Annotated in this window: 17 protein-coding genes; 9 read left to right on the top strand and 8 right to left on the bottom strand. The window is 62.2% G+C overall.

Translation table 11 applies throughout. The features are described 5' to 3' along the window. Positions 1-379: 379 nt before the first annotated feature. The 4 genes from odc2 to AF337_RS28305 all read left to right on the top strand — a co-directional run bounded on the left by odc2 (position 380) and on the right by AF337_RS28305 (position 4,703). Positions 380-1,513 carry an ornithine/lysine decarboxylase gene (gene odc2, locus AF337_RS28320; protein ID WP_049734760.1) on the top strand — a complete coding sequence of 378 codons (1,134 nt, stop codon included), beginning with the start codon at positions 380-382 and terminating at the stop codon, positions 1,511-1,513. A gap of 94 nt (positions 1,514-1,607) precedes the next feature. Then, positions 1,608-2,198 (top strand): GNAT family N-acetyltransferase, encoded by a 591-nt coding sequence (locus AF337_RS28315; RefSeq protein WP_049734759.1) that lies wholly within the window; start codon positions 1,608-1,610, stop codon positions 2,196-2,198. A 227-nt stretch (positions 2,199-2,425) separates the two neighbouring features. Beyond that, positions 2,426-3,454: a serine hydrolase domain-containing protein gene (locus tag AF337_RS28310; protein ID WP_049734859.1), complete on the top strand. Its 1,029-nt coding sequence runs from the start codon at positions 2,426-2,428 to the stop codon at positions 3,452-3,454. Between the two features lie 91 nt (positions 3,455-3,545). Beyond that, positions 3,546-4,703: a GGDEF domain-containing protein gene (locus tag AF337_RS28305; RefSeq protein ID WP_049734758.1), complete on the top strand. Its 1,158-nt coding sequence runs from the start codon at positions 3,546-3,548 to the stop codon at positions 4,701-4,703. A 127-nt stretch (positions 4,704-4,830) separates the two neighbouring features. On the opposite strand, the gene cysE is transcribed toward AF337_RS28305, so the two are convergent. The 5 genes from cysE to AF337_RS28280 all read right to left on the bottom strand — a co-directional run bounded on the left by cysE (position 4,831) and on the right by AF337_RS28280 (position 9,383). Then, positions 4,831-5,649 (bottom strand): serine O-acetyltransferase, encoded by an 819-nt coding sequence (gene cysE, locus AF337_RS28300; RefSeq protein ID WP_049734757.1) that lies wholly within the window; start codon positions 5,647-5,649, stop codon positions 4,831-4,833. Positions 5,650-5,734: 85 nt separating this feature from the next. Then, positions 5,735-6,181 carry a GNAT family N-acetyltransferase gene (locus tag AF337_RS28295; RefSeq protein ID WP_049734858.1) on the bottom strand — a complete coding sequence of 149 codons (447 nt, stop codon included), beginning with the start codon at positions 6,179-6,181 and terminating at the stop codon, positions 5,735-5,737. Positions 6,182-6,360: 179 nt separating this feature from the next. Continuing rightward, complete coding sequence (locus tag AF337_RS28290) at positions 6,361-7,350, bottom strand: WD40 repeat domain-containing protein (RefSeq protein ID WP_049734756.1); 990 nt, start codon at positions 7,348-7,350, stop codon at positions 6,361-6,363. Continuing rightward, on the bottom strand, positions 7,350-8,447 hold the full coding sequence (locus tag AF337_RS28285; RefSeq protein WP_049734755.1) for a CobW family GTP-binding protein: 1,098 nt from the start codon (positions 8,445-8,447) through the stop codon (positions 7,350-7,352). Before AF337_RS28285 ends, AF337_RS28290 begins: the two co-directional genes overlap by 1 nt. A gap of 147 nt (positions 8,448-8,594) precedes the next feature. Next, positions 8,595-9,383 carry a creatininase family protein gene (locus AF337_RS28280; protein ID WP_049734754.1) on the bottom strand — a complete coding sequence of 263 codons (789 nt, stop codon included), beginning with the start codon at positions 9,381-9,383 and terminating at the stop codon, positions 8,595-8,597. A gap of 85 nt (positions 9,384-9,468) precedes the next feature. Here AF337_RS28280 and AF337_RS28275 point away from each other — a divergent pair, with 85 nt between their 5' ends. The 3 genes from AF337_RS28275 to AF337_RS28265 all read left to right on the top strand — a co-directional run bounded on the left by AF337_RS28275 (position 9,469) and on the right by AF337_RS28265 (position 12,106). Beyond that, positions 9,469-9,981: a MarR family winged helix-turn-helix transcriptional regulator gene (locus tag AF337_RS28275; RefSeq protein ID WP_049734753.1), complete on the top strand. Its 513-nt coding sequence runs from the start codon at positions 9,469-9,471 to the stop codon at positions 9,979-9,981. A 117-nt stretch (positions 9,982-10,098) separates the two neighbouring features. Further along, on the top strand, positions 10,099-11,121 hold the full coding sequence (locus AF337_RS28270; RefSeq protein WP_003590238.1) for a LacI family DNA-binding transcriptional regulator: 1,023 nt from the start codon (positions 10,099-10,101) through the stop codon (positions 11,119-11,121). Between the two features lie 28 nt (positions 11,122-11,149). Beyond that, positions 11,150-12,106, top strand: coding sequence for a 2-hydroxyacid dehydrogenase (locus AF337_RS28265; RefSeq protein WP_049734752.1), 957 nt, complete (start codon positions 11,150-11,152; stop codon positions 12,104-12,106). A 35-nt stretch (positions 12,107-12,141) separates the two neighbouring features. On the opposite strand, the gene AF337_RS28260 is transcribed toward AF337_RS28265, so the two are convergent. After that, positions 12,142-12,921 carry a gamma-glutamyl-gamma-aminobutyrate hydrolase family protein gene (locus AF337_RS28260; RefSeq protein WP_049734751.1) on the bottom strand — a complete coding sequence of 260 codons (780 nt, stop codon included), beginning with the start codon at positions 12,919-12,921 and terminating at the stop codon, positions 12,142-12,144. Between the two features lie 291 nt (positions 12,922-13,212). Here AF337_RS28260 and AF337_RS28255 point away from each other — a divergent pair, with 291 nt between their 5' ends. Further along, a complete protein-coding gene (locus AF337_RS28255; RefSeq protein WP_007631767.1) occupies positions 13,213-14,319 on the top strand; it encodes a TRAP transporter substrate-binding protein in 1,107 nt (368 codons plus the stop codon). 88 nt (positions 14,320-14,407) lie between these two features. On the opposite strand, the gene AF337_RS28250 is transcribed toward AF337_RS28255, so the two are convergent. After that, positions 14,408-15,898, bottom strand: a complete 1,491-nt coding sequence (locus tag AF337_RS28250) for a TRAP transporter large permease (RefSeq protein ID WP_049734750.1) — start codon at positions 15,896-15,898, stop codon at positions 14,408-14,410. 21 nt (positions 15,899-15,919) lie between these two features. Beyond that, a complete protein-coding gene (locus AF337_RS28245; RefSeq protein WP_049734749.1) occupies positions 15,920-16,459 on the bottom strand; it encodes a TRAP transporter small permease subunit in 540 nt (179 codons plus the stop codon). A gap of 326 nt (positions 16,460-16,785) precedes the next feature. On the opposite strand from AF337_RS28245, the gene AF337_RS28240 reads away from it, so the two are divergent. Next, a complete protein-coding gene (locus tag AF337_RS28240; protein WP_049734748.1) occupies positions 16,786-19,089 on the top strand; it encodes a putative bifunctional diguanylate cyclase/phosphodiesterase in 2,304 nt (767 codons plus the stop codon). The last annotated feature ends 123 nt before the right edge of the window (positions 19,090-19,212 follow it).

Genomic DNA, 19,212 nt, shown 5'->3' with positions numbered 1-19,212 from the left:
CCGCCGAACCCTCGAATTGGTGAGGAAATCGGTAAGGTACCTGGAATTAACCCCTCCAGTCGCTATTCCGGCCAACCGGAAAATGCGAGGACGCCTGAAGCAACGACGGTGCGGGCCTTTTTGTTCTCTCCCTGCTTTCCATCAGCGGGGGTTACTGAAGAGGCACACCATCATTGCCGGAAGTGCGGTTGGGATTCTCCCTCCAATCCATGGCAGACAAAGCCGAACTTACACCGCATCGCGGCGTTGGTTCACGATCAGCGCATCGAGCGCTTGCTATGGTTCCGGGGTCTCCACCGGCTGGTTCCAATGCGAGTTCTCGTATGCCCTTTGTCCTCCGGCTGATGCCGGAGTTCTGGAACTGGAAGAGGGAAACGATATGACCACCCAGCGCATCCGCGACTTTCTCGCAACCCGACGTCCCGACGGTCCCTGCCTCGTGGTTGACCTCGATGTCATCAGCGACAATTTCCACGCCTTCCGTCACGCCATGCCGGATAGCGCCATCTACTACGCCGTCAAGGCCAACCCGGCCCCTGAAGTGCTGAAGCTGCTCGCAGGCCTCGGCTCCAATTTCGATTGCGCATCCGTTGCCGAAATCGAAATGGCGCTCGAAGCCGGTGCGACCGCCGCCCGCATCTCCTACGGCAACACGATCAAGAAGGAACGTGACGTTGCCCGCGCGCATGCGCTCGGCGTCAGCCTCTTTGCGGTCGACAGCCATGAGGAAGTCGAGAAGATCTCGCGCGCCGCTCCCGGCGCCCGTGTCTTCTGCCGCGTGCTGACGGACGGCGAAGGCGCCGAATGGCCGCTGTCGCGCAAGTTCGGCTGCGTTCCGCAGATGGCTGTCGACGTTCTCGTCTACGCTCATCAGCTTGGCCTGCAGTCGTACGGCGTCTCGTTCCATGTCGGTTCGCAGATGACCAAGGTCGATGCCTGGGATTCGGCGCTCGCCGATGCCAAGCGCGTGTTCGTGTCGCTTGCCAAGCAGGGCATCCACCTGCAGATGGTCAACATGGGCGGCGGCTTCCCGACCAAGTATCTGCGCGACGTTCCGTCGGCGGAAGCTTACGGCAAGTCGATCTACCAGGCGCTGCGCACGCATTTCGGCAACCAGATCCCGCAGACGATCATCGAGCCGGGCCGTGGCATGGTCGGCAATGCCGGTGTCATCAAGGCTGAGGTCGTGCTGATTTCGAAGAAGTCGGACAATGACGATGCGCGCTGGGTCTTCCTCGACATCGGCAAGTTCGGCGGTCTCGCCGAGACGATGGACGAAGCCATCCGCTATCCGATCCGCACGGAGCACGACGGCGACGAGATGGAGCCCTGCGTCATCGCCGGCCCGACCTGCGATTCGGCCGACGTGCTCTACGAAAAGAACCTCTATCCGCTGCCGATCTCCCTTTCGATCGGCGACGAGGTTCTGATCGAAGGCACCGGTGCCTATACGACGACCTATTCGGCGGTCGCCTTCAACGGTTTCGAACCGCTGAAGGCCTACGTCATCTAAGGTCGTTTCCGCCGGCCCCGTAACCAGCCGGGGCGGCAATTTCACAATTTTCCTTCATCGCCGCTGATAACGGTATTGGGTACGGGAGGCCAAGATGGCCGCTGTTCTTGATTCTGTCCGCGCATTCTTTGCGCCTACCACTTTCGCCATCGACGCCGAAAATCCGTCGGATGTCGTTGCCCGTGAAAACCTGCTCGACCGAGTCATGGGCGCCGACCGCCGCAAGAAGTCATCGGAAAAGATCCGCCGTAACCGTGTTCCGGCCGAGGGCCTGGCGCTCGTCGCGCGCGATCGCGACGGCCATGTCATCGGCTCGGTGCGGCTCTGGAACATCGAGGCCGGCGTCAACGACGAGGGCACGCCGATCAATGCACTGCTGCTCGGCCCGCTCGCCGTTGCGCCGCATCACGGCGGCAAGGGCATCGGCTCGGCGCTGATGCGCGCGGCGCTTCTCGAAGCCAAGAAGCGCGGGCATGGCGCCGTCCTGCTCGTTGGTGACGCCGCCTATTACGAGCGTTTCGGCTTTTTTGCCGAAAAGGCTCGCCATCTTGTCATGCCGGGACCGTTCGAACGCTCGCGCTTTCTGGCGCTCGAACTCACGGAAAGCTGGCTTGACGGCGCCGCCGGCATGATCGTCCCCTCGGGACGCATGCTGGCTGGCGCGCAGGTTCGCCGCGCCGCCTGAGGCTGTGCCGATCGGCTGGCCGGGGTTGAACGTCCTTACCCCGGCCGGCAATATCCGCGCCGCTTGACCATGGGGGCAGGCGGGCCTGCCATGGTTGCGGCGCGGATTGTTTTTTCGGATGCCGCGGCGCAGGGTGGCCGGGATGCCCGGTAACCGTGGCAACACAATCGCGTGAGAAGCGCCGCCAGCCCGCGAACATGCCGCGGCGATGTCCTATCTTGCGCCGCATGATCCGCGTTCTCTCCCTTCTGCTTCTCTTCTGTCTGCCGCTTGCCGCAACGGCGCCGGCCGCTGCCCAGAGCGTGGCCCGAGCCGACACCGGGCTTGATCCGCGTCTCGATCAGGCGGCTGCTGACCCGGCGATGCGGCCGCTCAAGGTGGTGATCGTCGCGCGCGGCGGGCGGGTGCTTGTCGAACGCGGTTTCCATGGCCATTCGCCGTCGGAATCGACCAATATCAAATCCGCTTCGAAATCGATCATTTCGGCGCTGGTCGGCATCGCCATCGGCAAGGGCTTGCTGAAGGGGCCGGATCAGAAGATCGCAGCGATCCTGAAGGCCGATCTCCCAGCGACGCCGGACCCGCGCATCAACGATGTCACCGTCGGCCATCTGCTCTCCATGCAGGCTGGGCTCGATCGCATGTCGGGGCCGAATTACGGCCGCTGGGTCTCCTCGCGCAACTGGGTGCGTTTTGCGCTCTCGCAGCCTTTCGTCGATCAGCCCGGCGGGGAGATGCTCTATTCCACCGCCTCCACGCATCTGCTGTCGGCCATCCTCACCAGGGTTAGCCGGCGGTCGACGCTGGCCTTGGCGCATGAATGGCTCGGCCCGGTCGACGGTTTTCGCATCGGGGCATGGGAGCGCGATCCGCAGGGCATCTATCTCGGCGGCAATCAGATGGCGATGAGCGCCCGGTCCCTGCTTGCCTTCGGCGAACTCTATCGTAATGGCGGGCGCACCCAAGAAGGAGCACAGGTGGTTCCTGCCGACTGGATTTCCCAGTCGTGGCAGCACCGCACCAACTCGCGTTTCTCGGGGGACGAATACGGCTATGGCTGGTTCACCCGGCAGATCGGCGGCGAGCAGGTGCATTTCGCCTGGGGTTACGGCGGGCAGATGCTCTATATCGTGCCGTCGCTCGATCTGACGGTCGTCATGACCTCGGAGGAAAGCGGTCCCTCGGCCCGAAACGGCTACCGGGATCTATTGCACGGGCTGCTGGCTGATATCATCGGCGCGGTGCGGGCCGCCTGAAAAACCCGATGATCGTTAAACTTCTAGCGAAGCCCCCAATCAAACCGCAAAACGCTTCCTGTATGTTCCGCGAGAATTTCGGGAAAGCGTCATGCTGCTGGATCTCAGGACGATCTATTTCATTGTTGCCGTCAGCTGCTTCGTGCTGGGCATTCTCCAGCTTGCAGCCTATGCGACCGGCCGCTTCGAGAGGTGGCCGCTCTGGTGGGGCTTGAGCAACATGCTAGTCGGCGTCGGGTCCTTCCTCGTCGCACTGCGCAATATCGTTCCCTATGCGGTCTCGATCGATGGCGGCAATATCGTGACCATTGCCGGCTATATGCTGATGTTCTTCGCGGTGCGGGTCTTTGCGGGCCGGGCCCTCGACCAGCGCTATTTCTGGCTCGCCATCCTTCTCGTCAGCGTGCCTGTCGCACTTATCGTCAGCGATCCCTCGGCGGTGTCGGCGAGGCTCTTCTATGTCTCGGTCGTCTGCTGCCTCTGCGATCTGGCCGTCGCAAGGGAGGCAATCGGTATTGCCCGGCGCGAGAAGCTGTATTCGGCCGCCCTGCTCGTCGGTCTCTATGTTTGCACTGCCATGATCTTTGCGGTGCGCAGCGTTCTTGCGGCAACCGGGGCAATCGGCGGGCCGGATCCTTTCGGCGGCAGTGTGGTCCATAGCTGGATGGCGGTATCGGCGGTCGCCTTCATCATGCTGCGCAGCATGGCCATGGTGCTGATGGCCGCCGAGCGCAGCCGAAATCAGCTGACCGAACTCGCTCACCACGATCCGCTGACCGGCGCGCTCAATCGCGGCGGCCTTGCTCAGCATCTGCCTGCTCTCGGCTCCCAGCCGGTCGCGCTGCTGATCATCGATATCGACCATTTCAAGCAGCTGAACGACCGGCATGGCCATGCGAGCGGCGACGATATCCTGCGGCTTTTCGCCAGTGTTTCCAGAGGTGTCATGCGCTCCGGCGATCTGCTCGCCCGGCAAGGCGGAGACGAGTTCCTGGCGGTGCTGAAGAATGTGTCCGGGCAGGATGCGGTGGCGATTGCCGAGCGCATCCGTCTCGCCTTCGCCGCCGCCGTGCTGCAGCGGCAGGATCTGGCCGTCTTTCCGACGCTGAGCATCGGCGTCGCCGCGCGAGGGGAAACCGGCGGAGATCTTGAACAGCTGATGCAGAAGGCGGATGAGGCGCTCTATCGTTCGAAGCGCGAAGGCCGCAACCGGGTCGAAGCCTTCGGAGAAAATCAGCAGGCCGCGTAACGAACGGGGAGAACCCGCCGCGGAACGGCTCTAAAGCACGCCGCATCAAATTTGATTCATGCAACGCGCTTTAGCTCTTTGTTTTGTCGTTATCCCGGAACCGCGGCACACTTCCGGCCGACATGCATTAAATATTCTGATCCATTGTCTCCGCCGGGATTTCGTCGGCGCGGTGGACGCGCACCAGCGTTGCCGGCACGCCGGCGACCGTGCAATGTTCGGGAACCGGCTTCAGCACGACGCTGCCGGCGGCAATCTTGCTGAAGGCGCCGATTTCGATATTGCCGAGAACCTTGGCGCCGGCGCCGATCATCACGCCATGGCGGATCTTCGGATGGCGGTCGCCGGTTTCCTTGCCGGTGCCGCCGAGCGTGACATTCTGCAGGATCGAGACTTCATCCTCGATGGCAGCGGTTTCGCCGATGACGATGCCCGAGCCGTGGTCGAGCATGATGGCAGCGCCGATCCGTGCGGCCGGATGGATGTCCGGGCCGAAGACCAGCGAGGCGAGATTGGCGAGCCAGGTGGCGATCTCCGGCCGGCCGGCATTCCAGAGCGCGTGGGCGATGCGGTGCGTCTGCAGCGCATGAAACCCCTTGAGGTTCAGGAGCGCGTGCAGGAATGTCGTGCAGGCCGGGTCGCGTTCGCGCACGGCGACGAGATCGGCCTCGATCTTGCGCATGATATCGTCGTTGAGGGTGGACAGGATCAGATCGAACAGATCGCCGGTCTCCACCTGTGTCGCAGCGAGCCGCGCGGCGAGCACGCGGGCGATGATCTCATTGCTGCCCGAGGTGGCCGTTACCTGCGCGGCGAGCAGCCGTTGCAGGATCGGTTCGCGCGCGGCAAGTTCGAGTGCCTCGGCGCGGATTACCGCCCAGACGAATGCCTTGTCCAAGGACTGCGGCTGTTGCGCGGCCAGACCAAGGCCGGTCGATTTCGGCATTCCCGTTTCCTCTGTCGGCAACTGCGCAGCCAATGCCTGCGCGATTCATGTTTTGCCCGGGCAAGGCGTTTGGCAAGCCCTGATTTTAGCCGCCAGACGGTCGCAGGCCAGGCGTCAGCTCCGGAAGCTGCCGCCAGTGATAGCGCACATCCGGTTCTTTTTCCTCGTTGTCGGCGCCGTCGGTTTCTTCCTCGACGGAAAAACCGTGCCGCTCGTAGAAGGCGCGGGCGCCCGTATTGCGCTGGAAGGTCCAGAGCCTGATTTCATCCATCTCCTCCTGGGCGCAGCCGAGAAGCAGGGAGCCGATGCCGATGCCCTGGAAATCGGGGAGAACATAAAGCTGCTCTATCCAGTCGTCGCCATAGGCGATGACCCCGGCCAGCCGGTTTCCCATGGCGGCGCCGAGGATGGTGCAATTCGGCAGCAGATGCATGCGCCAGTACTGCTCTTCTTCATCAGGCGTATGCAGATCCGGCAGCCATGGCAGCCGCTGCCAAAGCGCCAGGCGCCTGATCTTTGCGGCCGCCTGCATGTGATCGGCGCCGAGCGCCACGATTTCCGCTTCCGTCACGATGTCTTCCTAGAGCATGATGCCGAAAAGTGTGAGCGGTTTTCGGACGACATCATGCTCTAACTCTTTAAATTTAGAACAGGATTCAGATTTTAGGCCAAACGGGCCTAAAATCATCCTGTTCTAGCCGGCACTATGGCTCAAGCCGAAATATCGATGACGCCGCAATCGCCGGCTTCGGAGGCGAAGGCGAGCAGCTTGCCGTTTTTGCTCCAGCTCATCGCCGTGACCGCGCCCTTGCCGGGGCGGCGCAGCAGCGCCTCCTTGCTGTCGGCGATGCGCACGGCGAGAATCATGCCGTCGATGAAGCCGATGGCGAGGATATCTTCGAGCGGATGGAATTTCACCGCGGTCGCCATGATGTTGGCGCGAGTGCCAAGCTCGAGCGGCGCCTTGCCCATCGGCCCGTCCTTGCCCTGGAAGGGCCAGACGATCGCCGCCGGCGCGCCTGACGAGGCGAGCCATTTGCCCTTGACCGACCAGGAGAGCGATTTCACCTTGGCGGGGTAGCCGGTCATGCGCATGTGGCGGGCTTCAGCGCCGGGCTTGCTGTCGAGTTTCCAGCCGTGCAGCGCGTTTTCCTGCATCGAGGTGACGAGGAAATTGCCATCGGGCGAGAAGGTGACGCCGGTATGGGCGCCCTTCCATTCGAGATCGATCGGCTTGGCGTTCATGCCGATCCAGTGCAGCGACACGCCGTTATAGCGCGCGGCTGCGATGCGCAGGCCCTTCGGCGCGAAGGCAAGGCCTTCGACCGTGCGCTCCTCGGCAAATTCCTTGGTCGTGCCGTCGGCAAGGCGCACGAGCGAACTTTTGCCGTAGGAATAGGCAATGGCGCCTTGCGGGCCGGCCGCGACCTGCGAGATCCATTTGCGCGGCGCGCTGGCGAGCTCGCTGATGCTGCCGTCGGCGGATATGCGCAACACCTTGCCATCCTCGCCGCCCGAGATCAGGCTCTGGCTATAAGGATCGCGGATGGCGGTGAGCATGCCTTGATGGGCTTCTGAAACCCTGTCGCCGCCGTCCAGCCGGTGAAACGTGCCGTTGGCGCTGGCGAAGAAGGGGACATCACCTAAAAAATCGACGGCCAGAATGTGGCCGTCGAGATCAAGCGGTGCAACTGTCGGCATCAGGCGGCTGCCTCACAGGCCTTGAAGGAGGCTTCGAGCTTCTCACGATCGAGATCGCGGCCGATGAAGACGAGACGGCTCTCGTGCTTTTCGCCTTCCTTCCATGGCCGCTGGTGATCGCCCTCGATGATCATGTGCACGCCCTGAACGACATAACGCTCGGGATCGTCCTTGAAAGCGATGATGCCCTTGAGGCGGAGAATGTTCGGCCCCTGCGTCTGGGTGACCTTCTGGATCCAGGGGAAGAAGCGCTCCGGGTTCATCTGGCCGCCGCGCAGCGATACCGACTGCACCGTCACATCGTGGATCGCCGACATGGCGCCATGCTGATGATGCTCGTGCCCGTGGTGATCATGATGATGGTGGTCATGGTCATGGTCGTGATGGTGGTGGTCGTGATCGCAATCCGGGCCGCAGACATGGTCGTCATGACCCTGCTCCAGGAAATGCGGATCGTTTTCGAGCGCGCGCTCCAGGTTGAAGGCGCCCTGATCGAGCACGCGGGCGAGGTCGACGCCGGAGCGGCTGGTCTTGTAGACGCGGGCGGCCGGGTTGATGGCGCGGACGATGTCCTCGATCACATCGAGTTCGTCCGGGGTCACCAGGTCGCTCTTGTTGATGACGACGACGTCGGCGAAGGCGATCTGGTCTTCGGCCTCGCGGCTGTCCTTCAGCCGCAGCGGCAGGTGCTTGGCATCGACAAGCGCGATGACGGCGTCGAGCTCGGTCTTGGCGCGGACGTCATCGTCCATGAAGAAGGTCTGGGCGACGGGTACCGGATCGGCAAGGCCGGTTGTTTCGACGATGATGCCGTCGAAGCGGCCGGGGCGGCGCATCAGGCCTTCGACGACGCGGATCAGGTCGCCGCGCACCGTGCAACAGACGCAGCCATTGTTCATCTCGTAGATTTCTTCGTCGGATTCGACGATCAGGTCGTTATCGATGCCGATCTCGCCGAACTCATTGACGATGACCGCATATTTCTTGCCGTGATTTTCGGACAGGATGCGATTGAGCAACGTCGTCTTGCCGGCGCCGAGATAACCGGTGAGCACGGTGACGGGAATGGGCTTCTGGGTGGAGATCGCGTCGGTCATGAGAACCTCTAGGATTAGGCGTGCGGCCGAGCGGTTTCAGATCGGCTGCTTCAAACGGTTGGTCTCATATAATGGCATGGGCGCGGCAGTTCAAAGGGTTTTATAATGTTATAAGATCACATCATCCGCCCGCTGCAGATCACCCTTTTATCGCAGTTGCGCAACGTCGAAGGCATCGACGTCCTCCAGCAGTTCCACCAGCCCCTTCACCGCATGCGCAATCAGCGCCTCGCCCTTTTCGGCCGTCGCCGCCGCGGCGTTGCCTGCCGCGCCTTGCGGATTGAGATCGGCCATCTTCCAGCCGAAGGCATGCGGCCCGTAGGCGCGCAGATGTTTGAAACGCCCGGCAAATTCACTCTGTCGCGAGGGAAAATCCGCGGCCTTCGCCATATCGACCTTGCCGGGGTGAAGGGCCAGCATCACCGAGGTCTCGATATCGCCGCCATGAATGCCGATCGCCTTTTCCTCCGGCGCGATCACGCCGTCCGGCAGGCCGAAGCGGGTCCAGCTCGTCGCCACCGCCAGCATGGCGAAGCGGATCCGCGCCTCGGTGGCCACGATCGTCATCAGGGGAGAATTGCCGCCATGGGCGTTCAGCATCACCAATTTGCGGGTGCCTTGCTTCGCCAAGCTTTCGGCGATGCCGAGCCAGCGGCTGACCGCTTCGTCGAAGGCGAGCGTCTTCGTTCCTTCAACATCCATGTGCTCTATGGAATAGCCGACGGATTCGGCGGGCAGGAAGGCGACCGGCAGGCCGGCGGGCAGGGCCATCTTCAATCGTCCGGCGATGCCTTCAGCAATCAGGGTGTCGGTTTCGAAGGGCAGATGCGGGCCGTGCTGTTCATGAGCGCCGAGCGGCAGCACGGCGATCGGGCGGCGCCCGCCGCGGACGGAGGCCGGGTCGCTGTCGTCGAAGCGGGGCGAAGGCGTCATCATCCGGTCGTTGCCTCTTGTTTATGACGAGATCCTGGGCAATGTCATATCGCAGCGGCGCCGGAGCTTAAAGATCAAAGGGATGGCTATGGGAAAGAAGCATAAGGACGGTAAGAAGAACAAGTCCAAGAAGAAGGACCAGACCGAGTATACGCTCGTCGACCTCTCGCCGGCGCTCACCCAGGCGGCTCGTTCCATGCGCACCGTGCTCTCGCGCAACCTGCTCGAAAGCGGCCTCTATGCCGGCCAGGACGGCGTCATTCTTTCGCTTGCCGAGAGCGACGGCATGACGGCCGGCGGCCTTGCTCAGAAGCTCGGCGTCAAAGCGCCGACGATGACGCGCACGATCGGCCGCATGGAGGCGCAGGGCTTTCTCGAGCGCAAGCCCGATGCCGAGGATGCGCGTCTCACCAAGGTCTATCTCACAGAGCTCGGGCGCGGCAGCGTGCGGGGGATCGAAATGGCGGCTTCCGCCTGCGACAGGTTGGCGACGCAGGAATTCTCCGAAAAGGAAATCCGCAATCTCGTCCGGTTGCTGAAGGCGATCGACGGCAATCTGCAGGCCGAAGCCCTTCATATCGAAGAACCGGATGAAGAGTGAAATTTCCCCGAAAGACGAATTGCCTCCGCCGGTTAAATCTTTTAATTAAACATTTTAAGGGGCCGCGCCTGATACCGGCGGGGCTTGCTGTCTTGCGTGCTGCCTGGAGGAGGACACGTGGTCCAGAAGATCAAGCTTTCGACGATCGCCGAAACGCTCGGCATTTCAACGGCGACCGTATCGCTTGCCTTGCGCGACAGCCCGCTCGTCGCCGGCAATACCCGGGAAAAGATCAAGGAACAGGCGCGCGCGCTCGGTTACATCTACAATCGCCGCGCCGCCAGCCTTCGTACCTCGCGCTCCGGCATCATCGGTGTCGTCGTGCACGACATCATGAACCCCTTCTACGGGGAGATCCTGAAGGCGATCGAGAGCGAGCTCGATCGCAGCCGCCATACCTTCATCCTTTCCAATCACTACGACAATGTCGAAAAGCAGCGCACCTTCATCGAGACGCTCCTGCAGCTCGGCGGCGACGGCGTCATCATGTCGCCGGCGATCGGCACGCCGCCTGAGGACGTGCAACTGGCGGAAGAAAACGGCATGCCGGCGATCCTGGTCGCCCGTTCGATGGAAGGCCAGGACCTGCCGACCTATCGCGGCGACGACAGCTACGGCATCTCGCTTGCCACCAACCATCTGATCGGTCTCGGCCATCGTTCGATCGCGATGATCGGCGGCACGGACCAGACCTCCACCGGCCGCGACCGCTACCAGGGTTATGTCAATGCGTTGCGCAAGGCCGGCATCGAGGTCGATCCGAACCTGCGCATTCCCGGCCCGCGCTCCAAGCAGGGCGGCTTCGAGGCGGCGGTGCATTTCCTGTCGCTGCCGCAGAAGCCGACGGCGGCCGTCTGCTGGAACGATCTCGTGGCGATCGGGTTGATGAACGGTATTGCCCGTGCCGGCCTGGTGCCCGGACGCGACATTTCCGTCACCGGCTATGACGATCTCGAGGAGGCGTCGATCGCCACGCCGGCGCTGACGACCGTCTGGAACGGCCAGACCGAGGTCGGTCGCCTGGCGGCGCGGGCGCTGCTCGATCGGCTTGCCGGCAGCCACGAGCCCGACGGCATGCATCTGATCAAACCGGAAATGCGCATCCGCCAGTCCACCAGTCCCCATCGGCCCCGCGCCTGAGCCAAGACCGCATCCAAGAGGAAAAGCCATGTCCCGCATCGCCATTCTCGTTCCCGGGAAGATACACGAGCGCGTTCTCGAAAGGCTGGAGGATCGTTTTGACATCATCGCCGTCGCGCGCGAGGAAAGGCTTGCGCTCGACGGCGAGACCGCCGGCCGCATCCGCGGTGTCGCCGTCTCCGGCGCTTTCCCGGGTGTGTGGATGGACCAGCTGCCGCATGTCGAAGTGATTGCCAGTTTCGGTGTCGGCTATGACGGCATGGATGTGAAGCGGGCCGCCGAAAAGGGCATCGTCGTCACCAATACGCCTGATGTGCTGAACGACGAAGTCGCCGATACGGCGATCGGTCTGCTGCTGAACACCGTCCGCGAATTGCCGCGGGCCGAGGCCTGGCTGCGGGCGGGCAACTGGAAGCCGGGCACGGCCTATCCGCTGTCGCGTTTCTCGCTCAAGGGCCGCCATGTCGGGCTTTATGGCCTTGGCCGCATCGGGCTTGAGATCGCCAAGCGGCTGGAGCCGTTCAAGGTGAAGATCAGTTATCACACGCGGTCGCGCCATGCCGATGCACCCTATGATTATCATCCGACGCTGAAGGGGCTGGCGGAAGCGGTGGATACGCTGATCGCCATCGTTCCGAAGACGCCGCAGACGCACAAGACGATCGATGCCGATATTCTGGCCGCCCTCGGCCCGAACGGCATTCTCGTCAATGTCGGCCGCGGCTGGACGGTGGACGAGGCGGCGCTGAGCGCAGCCCTTGCCTCCGGCGCGCTCGGAGCGGCCGGCCTCGATGTCTTCTATGACGAGCCAACCGTGCCGGCCTGCCTGCTGGAACCGGCCAATGCGGTGCTCCTGCCGCATGTCGCCTCGGCTTCGGTGCCGACCCGCAACGCGATGGCCGATCTCGTTGCCGACAATCTCATCGCCTGGTTCGAGAAAGGTGCTGCGCTGACGCCGGTGCCGGAGACGCCGCAGAAGCGTTAAAACAGCACGCTTTCAGCTTCGCCGGTGTCGCACCATCAGGCGATCGCCTGCGCGGGGGTGAGCGGCAGCTTGCCGGCGGCGTAGGCGCGGACGGCATCGCCGAAAGCGGCAAATAGCTGGTTCGAAGGCTCGTCGGTTTCGGCCCAATATTCCGGATGCCATTGCACGCCGACGGCGAAGGCCTTGGCGTCGATGACGGAGACGGCCTCCACCGTGCCGTCTTCGGCGATCGCTTCCACCTGCAGGCGCGGTGCGGTCCTGGCTATCGCTTGACGATGCAGGGAATTCACGCGAACCTCGCCGGGGCCGAGAATAGTCGCGATGCAGGAGCCTTCCTTGACGTGGACGCTCTGGCGAATGGCGTACATGCCGTCGCGGTCGACGCCCTCAGGCCGGCGGTGGTCCGAGATGCCCGGCTGCTCCTGGATCTCGCTTGCCAGCGAACCGCCGAGCGCGACGTTCAGCTCCTGGATGCCGCGGCAGATGGCGAGCAGCGGGATGGCGCGGTCGATGGTGCGGCGGATAAGCGGCAGGCTGATGGCGTCACGGGCAGGGTCGAAGGGACCGTCCCTGTCGCTCGCCTCGGCACCGTAGAGCGAGGGATGCACATTGCTGGCCGAGCCGGAAACCAGGAGGCCGTCGACGCGGTCGAGGATCGCGTCGGTATCGTAGCCTTGCTCGAAAGCGGGGATGATGAAGGCCATGACGCCGGCCGCGTTCAAGGCAGCACGCAGATATTGATGCTGCACGGCATGCCAGGTCGCGCCGTCGAAGCTGCGGATATCGGCAGGAATGGCAACGATCGGTTTCGTCATAGCAACTCCGGTAAAAATCTCTGTGCTTGCTGTTTCTGGCGCCAGAATGGCCCTTAAGTCAACGCTTGGCTGCGCGTGGTGGCCAAAATACGGCGGAAGCGCCCGGTGGCTCCGGGTTCGCCGCTAAGCCGCTGATTTTGATAGGGGCACGCGCATTGCCTTATTGCCGTCTTGATGCCAAAGGCTAATAGACTAAAGCTTGAATCGCGGCCCCCGCCATGCTTAGGTTTGCGCCGGCTGCGGGTGGGGTGAAGATTGGCCGCGCAGTGCCATCCATACGGGAGGTTTTTGATGGATCGTCGTTCGTTTTTCAAGAAGGCGGGAACCGCCAGCGCCGGCGCGGTCGCCGCAACTGCATTGGCAGCGCCTGCGATCGCGCAGGAGAATCCGAAGATCGCGTGGCGCATGACGTCGTCGTTTCCGAAGAGCTTGGATACGATCTATGGCGGCGCCGAGGATATCGCCAAGCATGTCGCCGCGGCGACGGACGGCAATTTCACGATCCAGCCTTTTGCGGCCGGTGAAATCGTGCCCGGCCTGCAGGCCGTCGATGCGGTGGCCGCCGGCACGGTCGAGGCAGCTCATACGACCTCCTATTATTTCGTCGGCAAGGACCCGACCTATGCCATCGGAACGGCCATTCCGTTTGGCCTGAACAGCCGCCTGACCAATGCCTGGTATTACGAGGGCAACGGCAATAAGCTGATGAATGAATTTTATGCCACCCAGGGCATGTATGCACTGCCGGCCGGCAATACCGGTGCGCAGATGGGCGGCTGGTTCCGCAAGGAAATCAATACGCTCGACGACCTCAAGGGCGTCAAGATGCGCATTGCAGGCCTTGCCGGTCGCGTCATGGAGAAGGTCGGCGTCATCCCGCAGCAGATCGCCGGCGGCGACATCTATCCGGCGCTGGAAAAAGGCACGATCGACGCGGCGGAATTCGTCGGCCCCTATGACGACCTGAAGCTCGGCTTCCACAAGGTGGCGAAGTACTACTACTATCCCGGCTGGTGGGAAGGTGGCCCGACGGTGCACGGTTTCTTCAACCTCGAGAAATGGAGCAACCTGCCGAAGCATTATCAGGCAGCGCTGACCGACGCCTGCGCCTTCGCCAACACCAACATGCTGGCGAAGTACGATACGAAAAACCCGACGGCGCTGAAGCAGCTCGTTGCAGAAGGTGCGACGCTGCGCCCGTTCAGCCAGGAGATCATGGAAGCCTGCTTCCAGGCGGCAACCGGCATCTACAGCGAAATCTCGGGCACCAACCAGTATTTCAAGAAGATCTACGACGATCAGACCGCCTTCAAGCGGGACGCCTATCTCTGGATGCAGCTTTCGGAATACACTTTCGATACGTTCATGATGATCCAGCAGCGGGCCGGAAAGCTCTGAGGCTTTCATCGGCGCATGACACCAACGCATGACAAAACCCCGGATCGCTTGATCCGGGGTTTTGTTTTGGCCCTGTTATTTGGCGGGGTTATTTGGCGGGAGGCGGCGGTGCTCCCGGCAGGCCGATTGGCGGCAGGGTCAGGCCGGGGATCTGCGGCGAGCCGTTGCCGCCGCCGCCCAGCGGCGGCAGGCCGAGCTGGCCTCCGAACCCCGGGACTTCGATCTTGATCGAGTTCGGGTCGACCTTCGGGCCGTGATCCAGCCAATAAGTCACCGATTGCGGCCAGAAGATCACAATCGCCACCAGGATCAGCTGCATGCCGACCCAGGGGAGGGCACCCATGTAGATATCCGAGGTCTTGACGTCCTTGCCGGCGATCGAGCGCAGATAGAACAGCGCGAAGCCGAAGGGCGGATGCATGAAGCTCGTCTGCATGTTGACGCAGATCAGCACGCCGAACCAGATCAGGTCGATGCCGAGATGGGAGGCGACGGGGGCAAGCATCGGGATGACGATGAAAGCGATCTCGAAGAAATCGAGGAAGAAGGCGAGCACGAAGATGAAGATATTGACGAAGATCAGGAAGCCGACCGGGCCGCCGGGAAGGCCCGACAGCATGTGCTCGATCCAGCGCGAGCCGTCCATGCCCTGGAAGACCAGGCTGAAACAGGTGGAGCCGATCAGGATCATCACCACCATTGAGGTAATGTGGGTGGTCGATGCCATCGCCTCGCGGATCAGCGGCCAGGTGAGGCGGCGATTCATGGCGGCGAGCGCCATGGCGCCGACAACGCCCAGCGCACCGGCTTCCGTCGGTGTCGCAAGGCCCATGAAGATCGTGCCGAGCACCAGAAAGATCAGCACGATCGAGGGCACCATGCCCATCAGCACTTTGGCGAGCAGCGCCCAGTTGAAGTCGCCGCGCACTTCCTTCGGCAGCGGCGGCATCGATTTCGGCCGGATGATCGACATCACCAGGATGAAGAGCACGAAGATCGACACCTGCAGGATCGAGGGGCCGATCGCGCCGAGATACATGTCGCCGACCGACCGGCCGAGCTGGTCGGCGAGAACGACGAGCACGAGCGAGGGCGGGATCACCTGGGTGATGGTGCCCGAGGCGGCGATGACGCCGGTCGCAAGGCGCGGGCTGTAGCCGTAGCGCAGCATGATCGGCAGCGAGATCACGCCCATGGTGATGACGGAGGCGGCGACCGTGCCGGTGATGGCGCCGAGAACCGCGCCGACGAGGATGACGGCATAGGCAAGGCCGCCCGGTATGCCACCGAAAAGTTTGCCGGTGCCTTCGAGCAGGTCTTCGGCGAGCCCGCAGCGCTCCAGCACCGCGCCCATGAAGGTGAAGAAGGGGATGGCGAGCAGCAGGTCGTTGGAAAGGATGCCGAAGAAGCGCAGCGGCAGCGCCTGCAGGAAGACTTCGCCGAAATGGCCGGTGACGATGCCGATGATGCCGAAGAACAGGCCGACGGCGGCCAGCGAAAAGGCGACCGGAAAGCCGTAGAGCATGAAAATGACCATGCCCAGGAACATCGCCGGCGGGATGATACCGAAATCAAACAAATCCGTTTCTCCCCGGGAGCGCTATTGCAGCGGCTTTTCGTATGTCGTGTCGATCTTGATGTGGCCGGTCAGGGCGGCGATCCGCTTGATCAGCTCGGAAACGCCCTGAAGGGAGAGCAATGCGAAACCGGCGACAAGGACCAGCTTGACGGGCCAGCGGATCAGCCCGCCGGCATTGCCCGATATTTCGCCCTGCTGATAGGACAGCGTGAAGAAGGGCCAGCAGATCCAGGTGAGGAAGACGCAAACCGGGATGAGAAAGACGATGAGGCCGACGATGTCGATCCAGATCTTGGCTTTGTCGGAAACCGAACCATAGATCAGGTCGACGCGAACATGCTCGTTGTTGCGCAGCGCATGCGAGGCGCCGAGCATGACGACGAAGGCGAAGAGATACCATTGGATCTCGAGCCAGCCGTTCGAACTGTAATTGAAGGCGTAGCGGACGATGGCGTTTCCGGCGCTGATCAGACAGCAGAACAGCACCATATATTCGGAAAGTTTGCCCATGATCCGACTGACCGAATCGATCAGCCGGCTTGCCGCCAGAAGTCCCGACATTCGTTTCCCTTGTTTTTGCCCTGCCGTTTTTCCGGCAGCTTTCCCTCTTGCAATCGATGTAGACCACGGCCTTCGAAATTGGAAGGATAAATGCCTCGGCTTGGAGTATAGTCTTAGATGGCGTGACCCGGTGGTGTGGCCGGATACTAATTCGACAACCCAGGCGTGGATAAAAATTTCAACAACCTCGCCAAGAGGCTGCAATAACGCGTGTAAGCTGCACGGTTCATCCTCTGGTTTTAGAAAATTTGACCAAATGTTTGATTCCATTGAAATCAATTTTTAAAGGGTTGGGCTTAGAATTCCCGCGCACAGGGAAAGTGTGGATGAAGCCAGATAACCCGAACAGGGTCCCTTTAGATGTGTATCTGTCGTTTGTGAGTTCCCTTTCCGGGAACCGCATGACGCTTCTCGCCGGCGTGATCGTGCACGTCGCGACGTGCCTTGCCGTTGCCGCCAAGACCCAATCCTTCGTCTACATCCTGCTGGCCGCTGCCTTCCTCCTGGTCTTCTGCATTCGCATGGTCATTTTCCGGCAGTTCGATGGGGTCGACAAGGAGAGCCTGTCGCACGCCGGAATCGAGCGTTGGGAGCGGATCCTGGTTGCCGGTGCGGCCTGCACCACCGCGCTGCTTGGCCTTGCCAGCGGTTACGCCATCTTCGTCGTTCACGATTCCTTTGCCGAACTTGCCTGCATCGCCGTCACCATGGCGACCATGGTTTCCGTCGTCGGCCGCAATTACGGTTCACGCCTGGCGGTCGACCTGCAGACCTTCTCCTGCTGTCTGCCGATGATCGTCTGCAGCCTGATGGCGCTGGATTTCTATCGTGGCCTGCTGTCGATCTTCCTCATTCCCTTCTGGCTGACGACGCGGGCGATGGCGAACGGCGTGCGCGAGTTCCTTTATGAGAATGTCATCGCGCGCCGGGAAATCACCATCATCGCCGACCGCTTCGATACGGCGCTGAACAACATGCCGCATGGCCTGGTCATGGTCGATGCCGAAAACCGTATCCAGGTCGTCAACCGCAAGGCTTGCGAGCTTCTGAAGATCGGTGCGCCGGAGCGGCTGAAAGACCGCGATCTCGGCGCCGTGCTGCGCTACGGCGCGCGCTACAGCTTCATGGACGCCTCGCAGCCGGAACTCATCCTGCGCCAGCTCACCCAGGTCGCCGAAGGCAACCTGTCGCGCACGCTCGTTCATTTTCCCGAGGGCCTGTCGCTGGAATTCTCCGCCAGCCGAAGGGCCGATGGCGGCGCCGTGCTGATCTTCGAGGACGTGTCGAGCCGGGTGAAGGCGGAGCAGAAGATCATGCATATGGTCCGCTTCGATGCGCTGACCGGCCTGCCGAACCGGGAATATTTCGGGCAGCTGGTGCAGGAGTATCTCGCCAAACATCCGAGAAAGACCGGACCGCTCGGCTTCATGGTGCTCGATATCGACGAATTCAAACATGTCAACGACATGCGCGGTCATGTCACCGGCGATCATCTGCTCTGCGCTATCGCCGCCCGCGTCAAGCAGGCCTCCGGCAACGCCATTCTCGGCCGGCTGATGGGCGACCAGTTCATCCTGTTCTTCCCGCATGCGAGGGAGCCGGCCTCGCTCGACATCGAGATCCGCCGTGTGCACGCCGCGATCCAGGGGCACTACGAGGTCGACGAGCTGACTTTCCTCGTTTCGCTCAGCGCCGGCTACGCCATCCTCGAAAGCACCGCCTTTGCCATGGACGAATGGAGCGTCAAGGCGGATCTTGCCCTGTTCGAAAGCAAGTCGCGCTTCAAGGGCGGCATCTCCGGCTTCGAGCGGGAGATGGACGGCCGCTACATCGAACAGCAGAAGCTGAAGGCGGATCTGCGCGAGGCGGTTTCGGCGCAAGCGCTGCATCTGGTCTTCCAGCCGATGTTCAGGGCCGACGGTTCGCGGATCGAATGCGCCGAGGCGTTGGCGCGCTGGGTGCATCCGGAGAAGGGCTCGATCCCGCCCGATGTCTTCATCCGGCTCGCCGAGGATATGGGCATCATCTCCGATATCACCCGCTTCGTCCTGTTCAAGGCCTGCAGCGAATGCATGAACTGGCCGGACCATATCGCCGTCTCGGTCAACCTCTCGGCGCGGGACCTCAGGGATGCAGACATCCTTCAGGTGGTTGCCGCTGCGCTTGCTCATTCCGGCCTCGACGCGGCGCGACTGCATCTCGAAGTCACGGAAAGCTGCCTGATCGACGAGCCGGCGGCTGTGCGCGCCATCCTGGCTGAACTCAGGGCCCGCGGCATCACCATCGCCATCGACGATTTCGGGACCGGCTTCTCCAGCCTCAGCTATCTCGACACGCTGCCGCTTGATATCGTCAAGATCGATCGCTCCTTCGTCCGCAATATCGTCGAGGACACCCGCCGCCTCAAACTCCTGCGCGGCACGGTCCACCTCGCCCGCGAACTGGGCCTGAAGATCGTCATCGAGGGCGTCGAGACCGAAGAGCAGCTCGCTCTGCTCAACAAGCACCGCAGCACCGATCTCGTGCAGGGCTATGTTTTCTCGCAGCCCGTGCCTTCCCAGAATATCCCGCTGTTGCAGCAGGGCATCGGCCGCCGCCCGGTTCAGCGCCGGCGCAACAAGGTCGCCTGAGCCTCCGCATCGGCCGCTTTTCCTCTGACAATTTTCCCCAGCGTTAACCTTAATACTTTATAAACGGCCCGAATTATCGGATTTCCTTGCCTAAATCCCGCCGGCATATGATTAATGATCCGT

The organism is Rhizobium ecuadorense, assembly GCF_001187535.1.
Classification (GTDB): Bacteria; Pseudomonadota; Alphaproteobacteria; order Rhizobiales; family Rhizobiaceae; genus Rhizobium; species Rhizobium ecuadorense.
The sequence above is the reverse complement of the archived record's forward strand: the minus strand, read 5'-3'. Positions and strand labels throughout refer to the sequence as shown.

Coding starts and splice junctions, on each gene's coding strand:
- odc2 (WP_049734760.1), top strand. CDS start 380: ATGACCACCCAGCGCATCCGCGACTTTCTCGCAACCCGACGTCCCGAC.
- AF337_RS28315 (WP_049734759.1), top strand. CDS start 1,608: ATGGCCGCTGTTCTTGATTCTGTCCGCGCATTCTTTGCGCCTACCACT.
- AF337_RS28310 (WP_049734859.1), top strand. CDS start 2,426: ATGATCCGCGTTCTCTCCCTTCTGCTTCTCTTCTGTCTGCCGCTTGCC.
- AF337_RS28305 (WP_049734758.1), top strand. CDS start 3,546: ATGCTGCTGGATCTCAGGACGATCTATTTCATTGTTGCCGTCAGCTGC.
- cysE (WP_049734757.1), bottom strand. CDS start 5,649: ATGCCGAAATCGACCGGCCTTGGTCTGGCCGCGCAACAGCCGCAGTCC.
- AF337_RS28295 (WP_049734858.1), bottom strand. CDS start 6,181: ATGCAGGCGGCCGCAAAGATCAGGCGCCTGGCGCTTTGGCAGCGGCTG.
- AF337_RS28290 (WP_049734756.1), bottom strand. CDS start 7,350: ATGCCGACAGTTGCACCGCTTGATCTCGACGGCCACATTCTGGCCGTC.
- AF337_RS28285 (WP_049734755.1), bottom strand. CDS start 8,447: ATGACCGACGCGATCTCCACCCAGAAGCCCATTCCCGTCACCGTGCTC.
- AF337_RS28280 (WP_049734754.1), bottom strand. CDS start 9,383: ATGATGACGCCTTCGCCCCGCTTCGACGACAGCGACCCGGCCTCCGTC.
- AF337_RS28275 (WP_049734753.1), top strand. CDS start 9,469: ATGGGAAAGAAGCATAAGGACGGTAAGAAGAACAAGTCCAAGAAGAAG.
- AF337_RS28265 (WP_049734752.1), top strand. CDS start 11,150: ATGTCCCGCATCGCCATTCTCGTTCCCGGGAAGATACACGAGCGCGTT.
- AF337_RS28260 (WP_049734751.1), bottom strand. CDS start 12,921: ATGACGAAACCGATCGTTGCCATTCCTGCCGATATCCGCAGCTTCGAC.
- AF337_RS28255 (WP_007631767.1), top strand. CDS start 13,213: ATGGATCGTCGTTCGTTTTTCAAGAAGGCGGGAACCGCCAGCGCCGGC.
- AF337_RS28245 (WP_049734749.1), bottom strand. CDS start 16,459: ATGTCGGGACTTCTGGCGGCAAGCCGGCTGATCGATTCGGTCAGTCGG.
- AF337_RS28240 (WP_049734748.1), top strand. CDS start 16,786: ATGAAGCCAGATAACCCGAACAGGGTCCCTTTAGATGTGTATCTGTCG.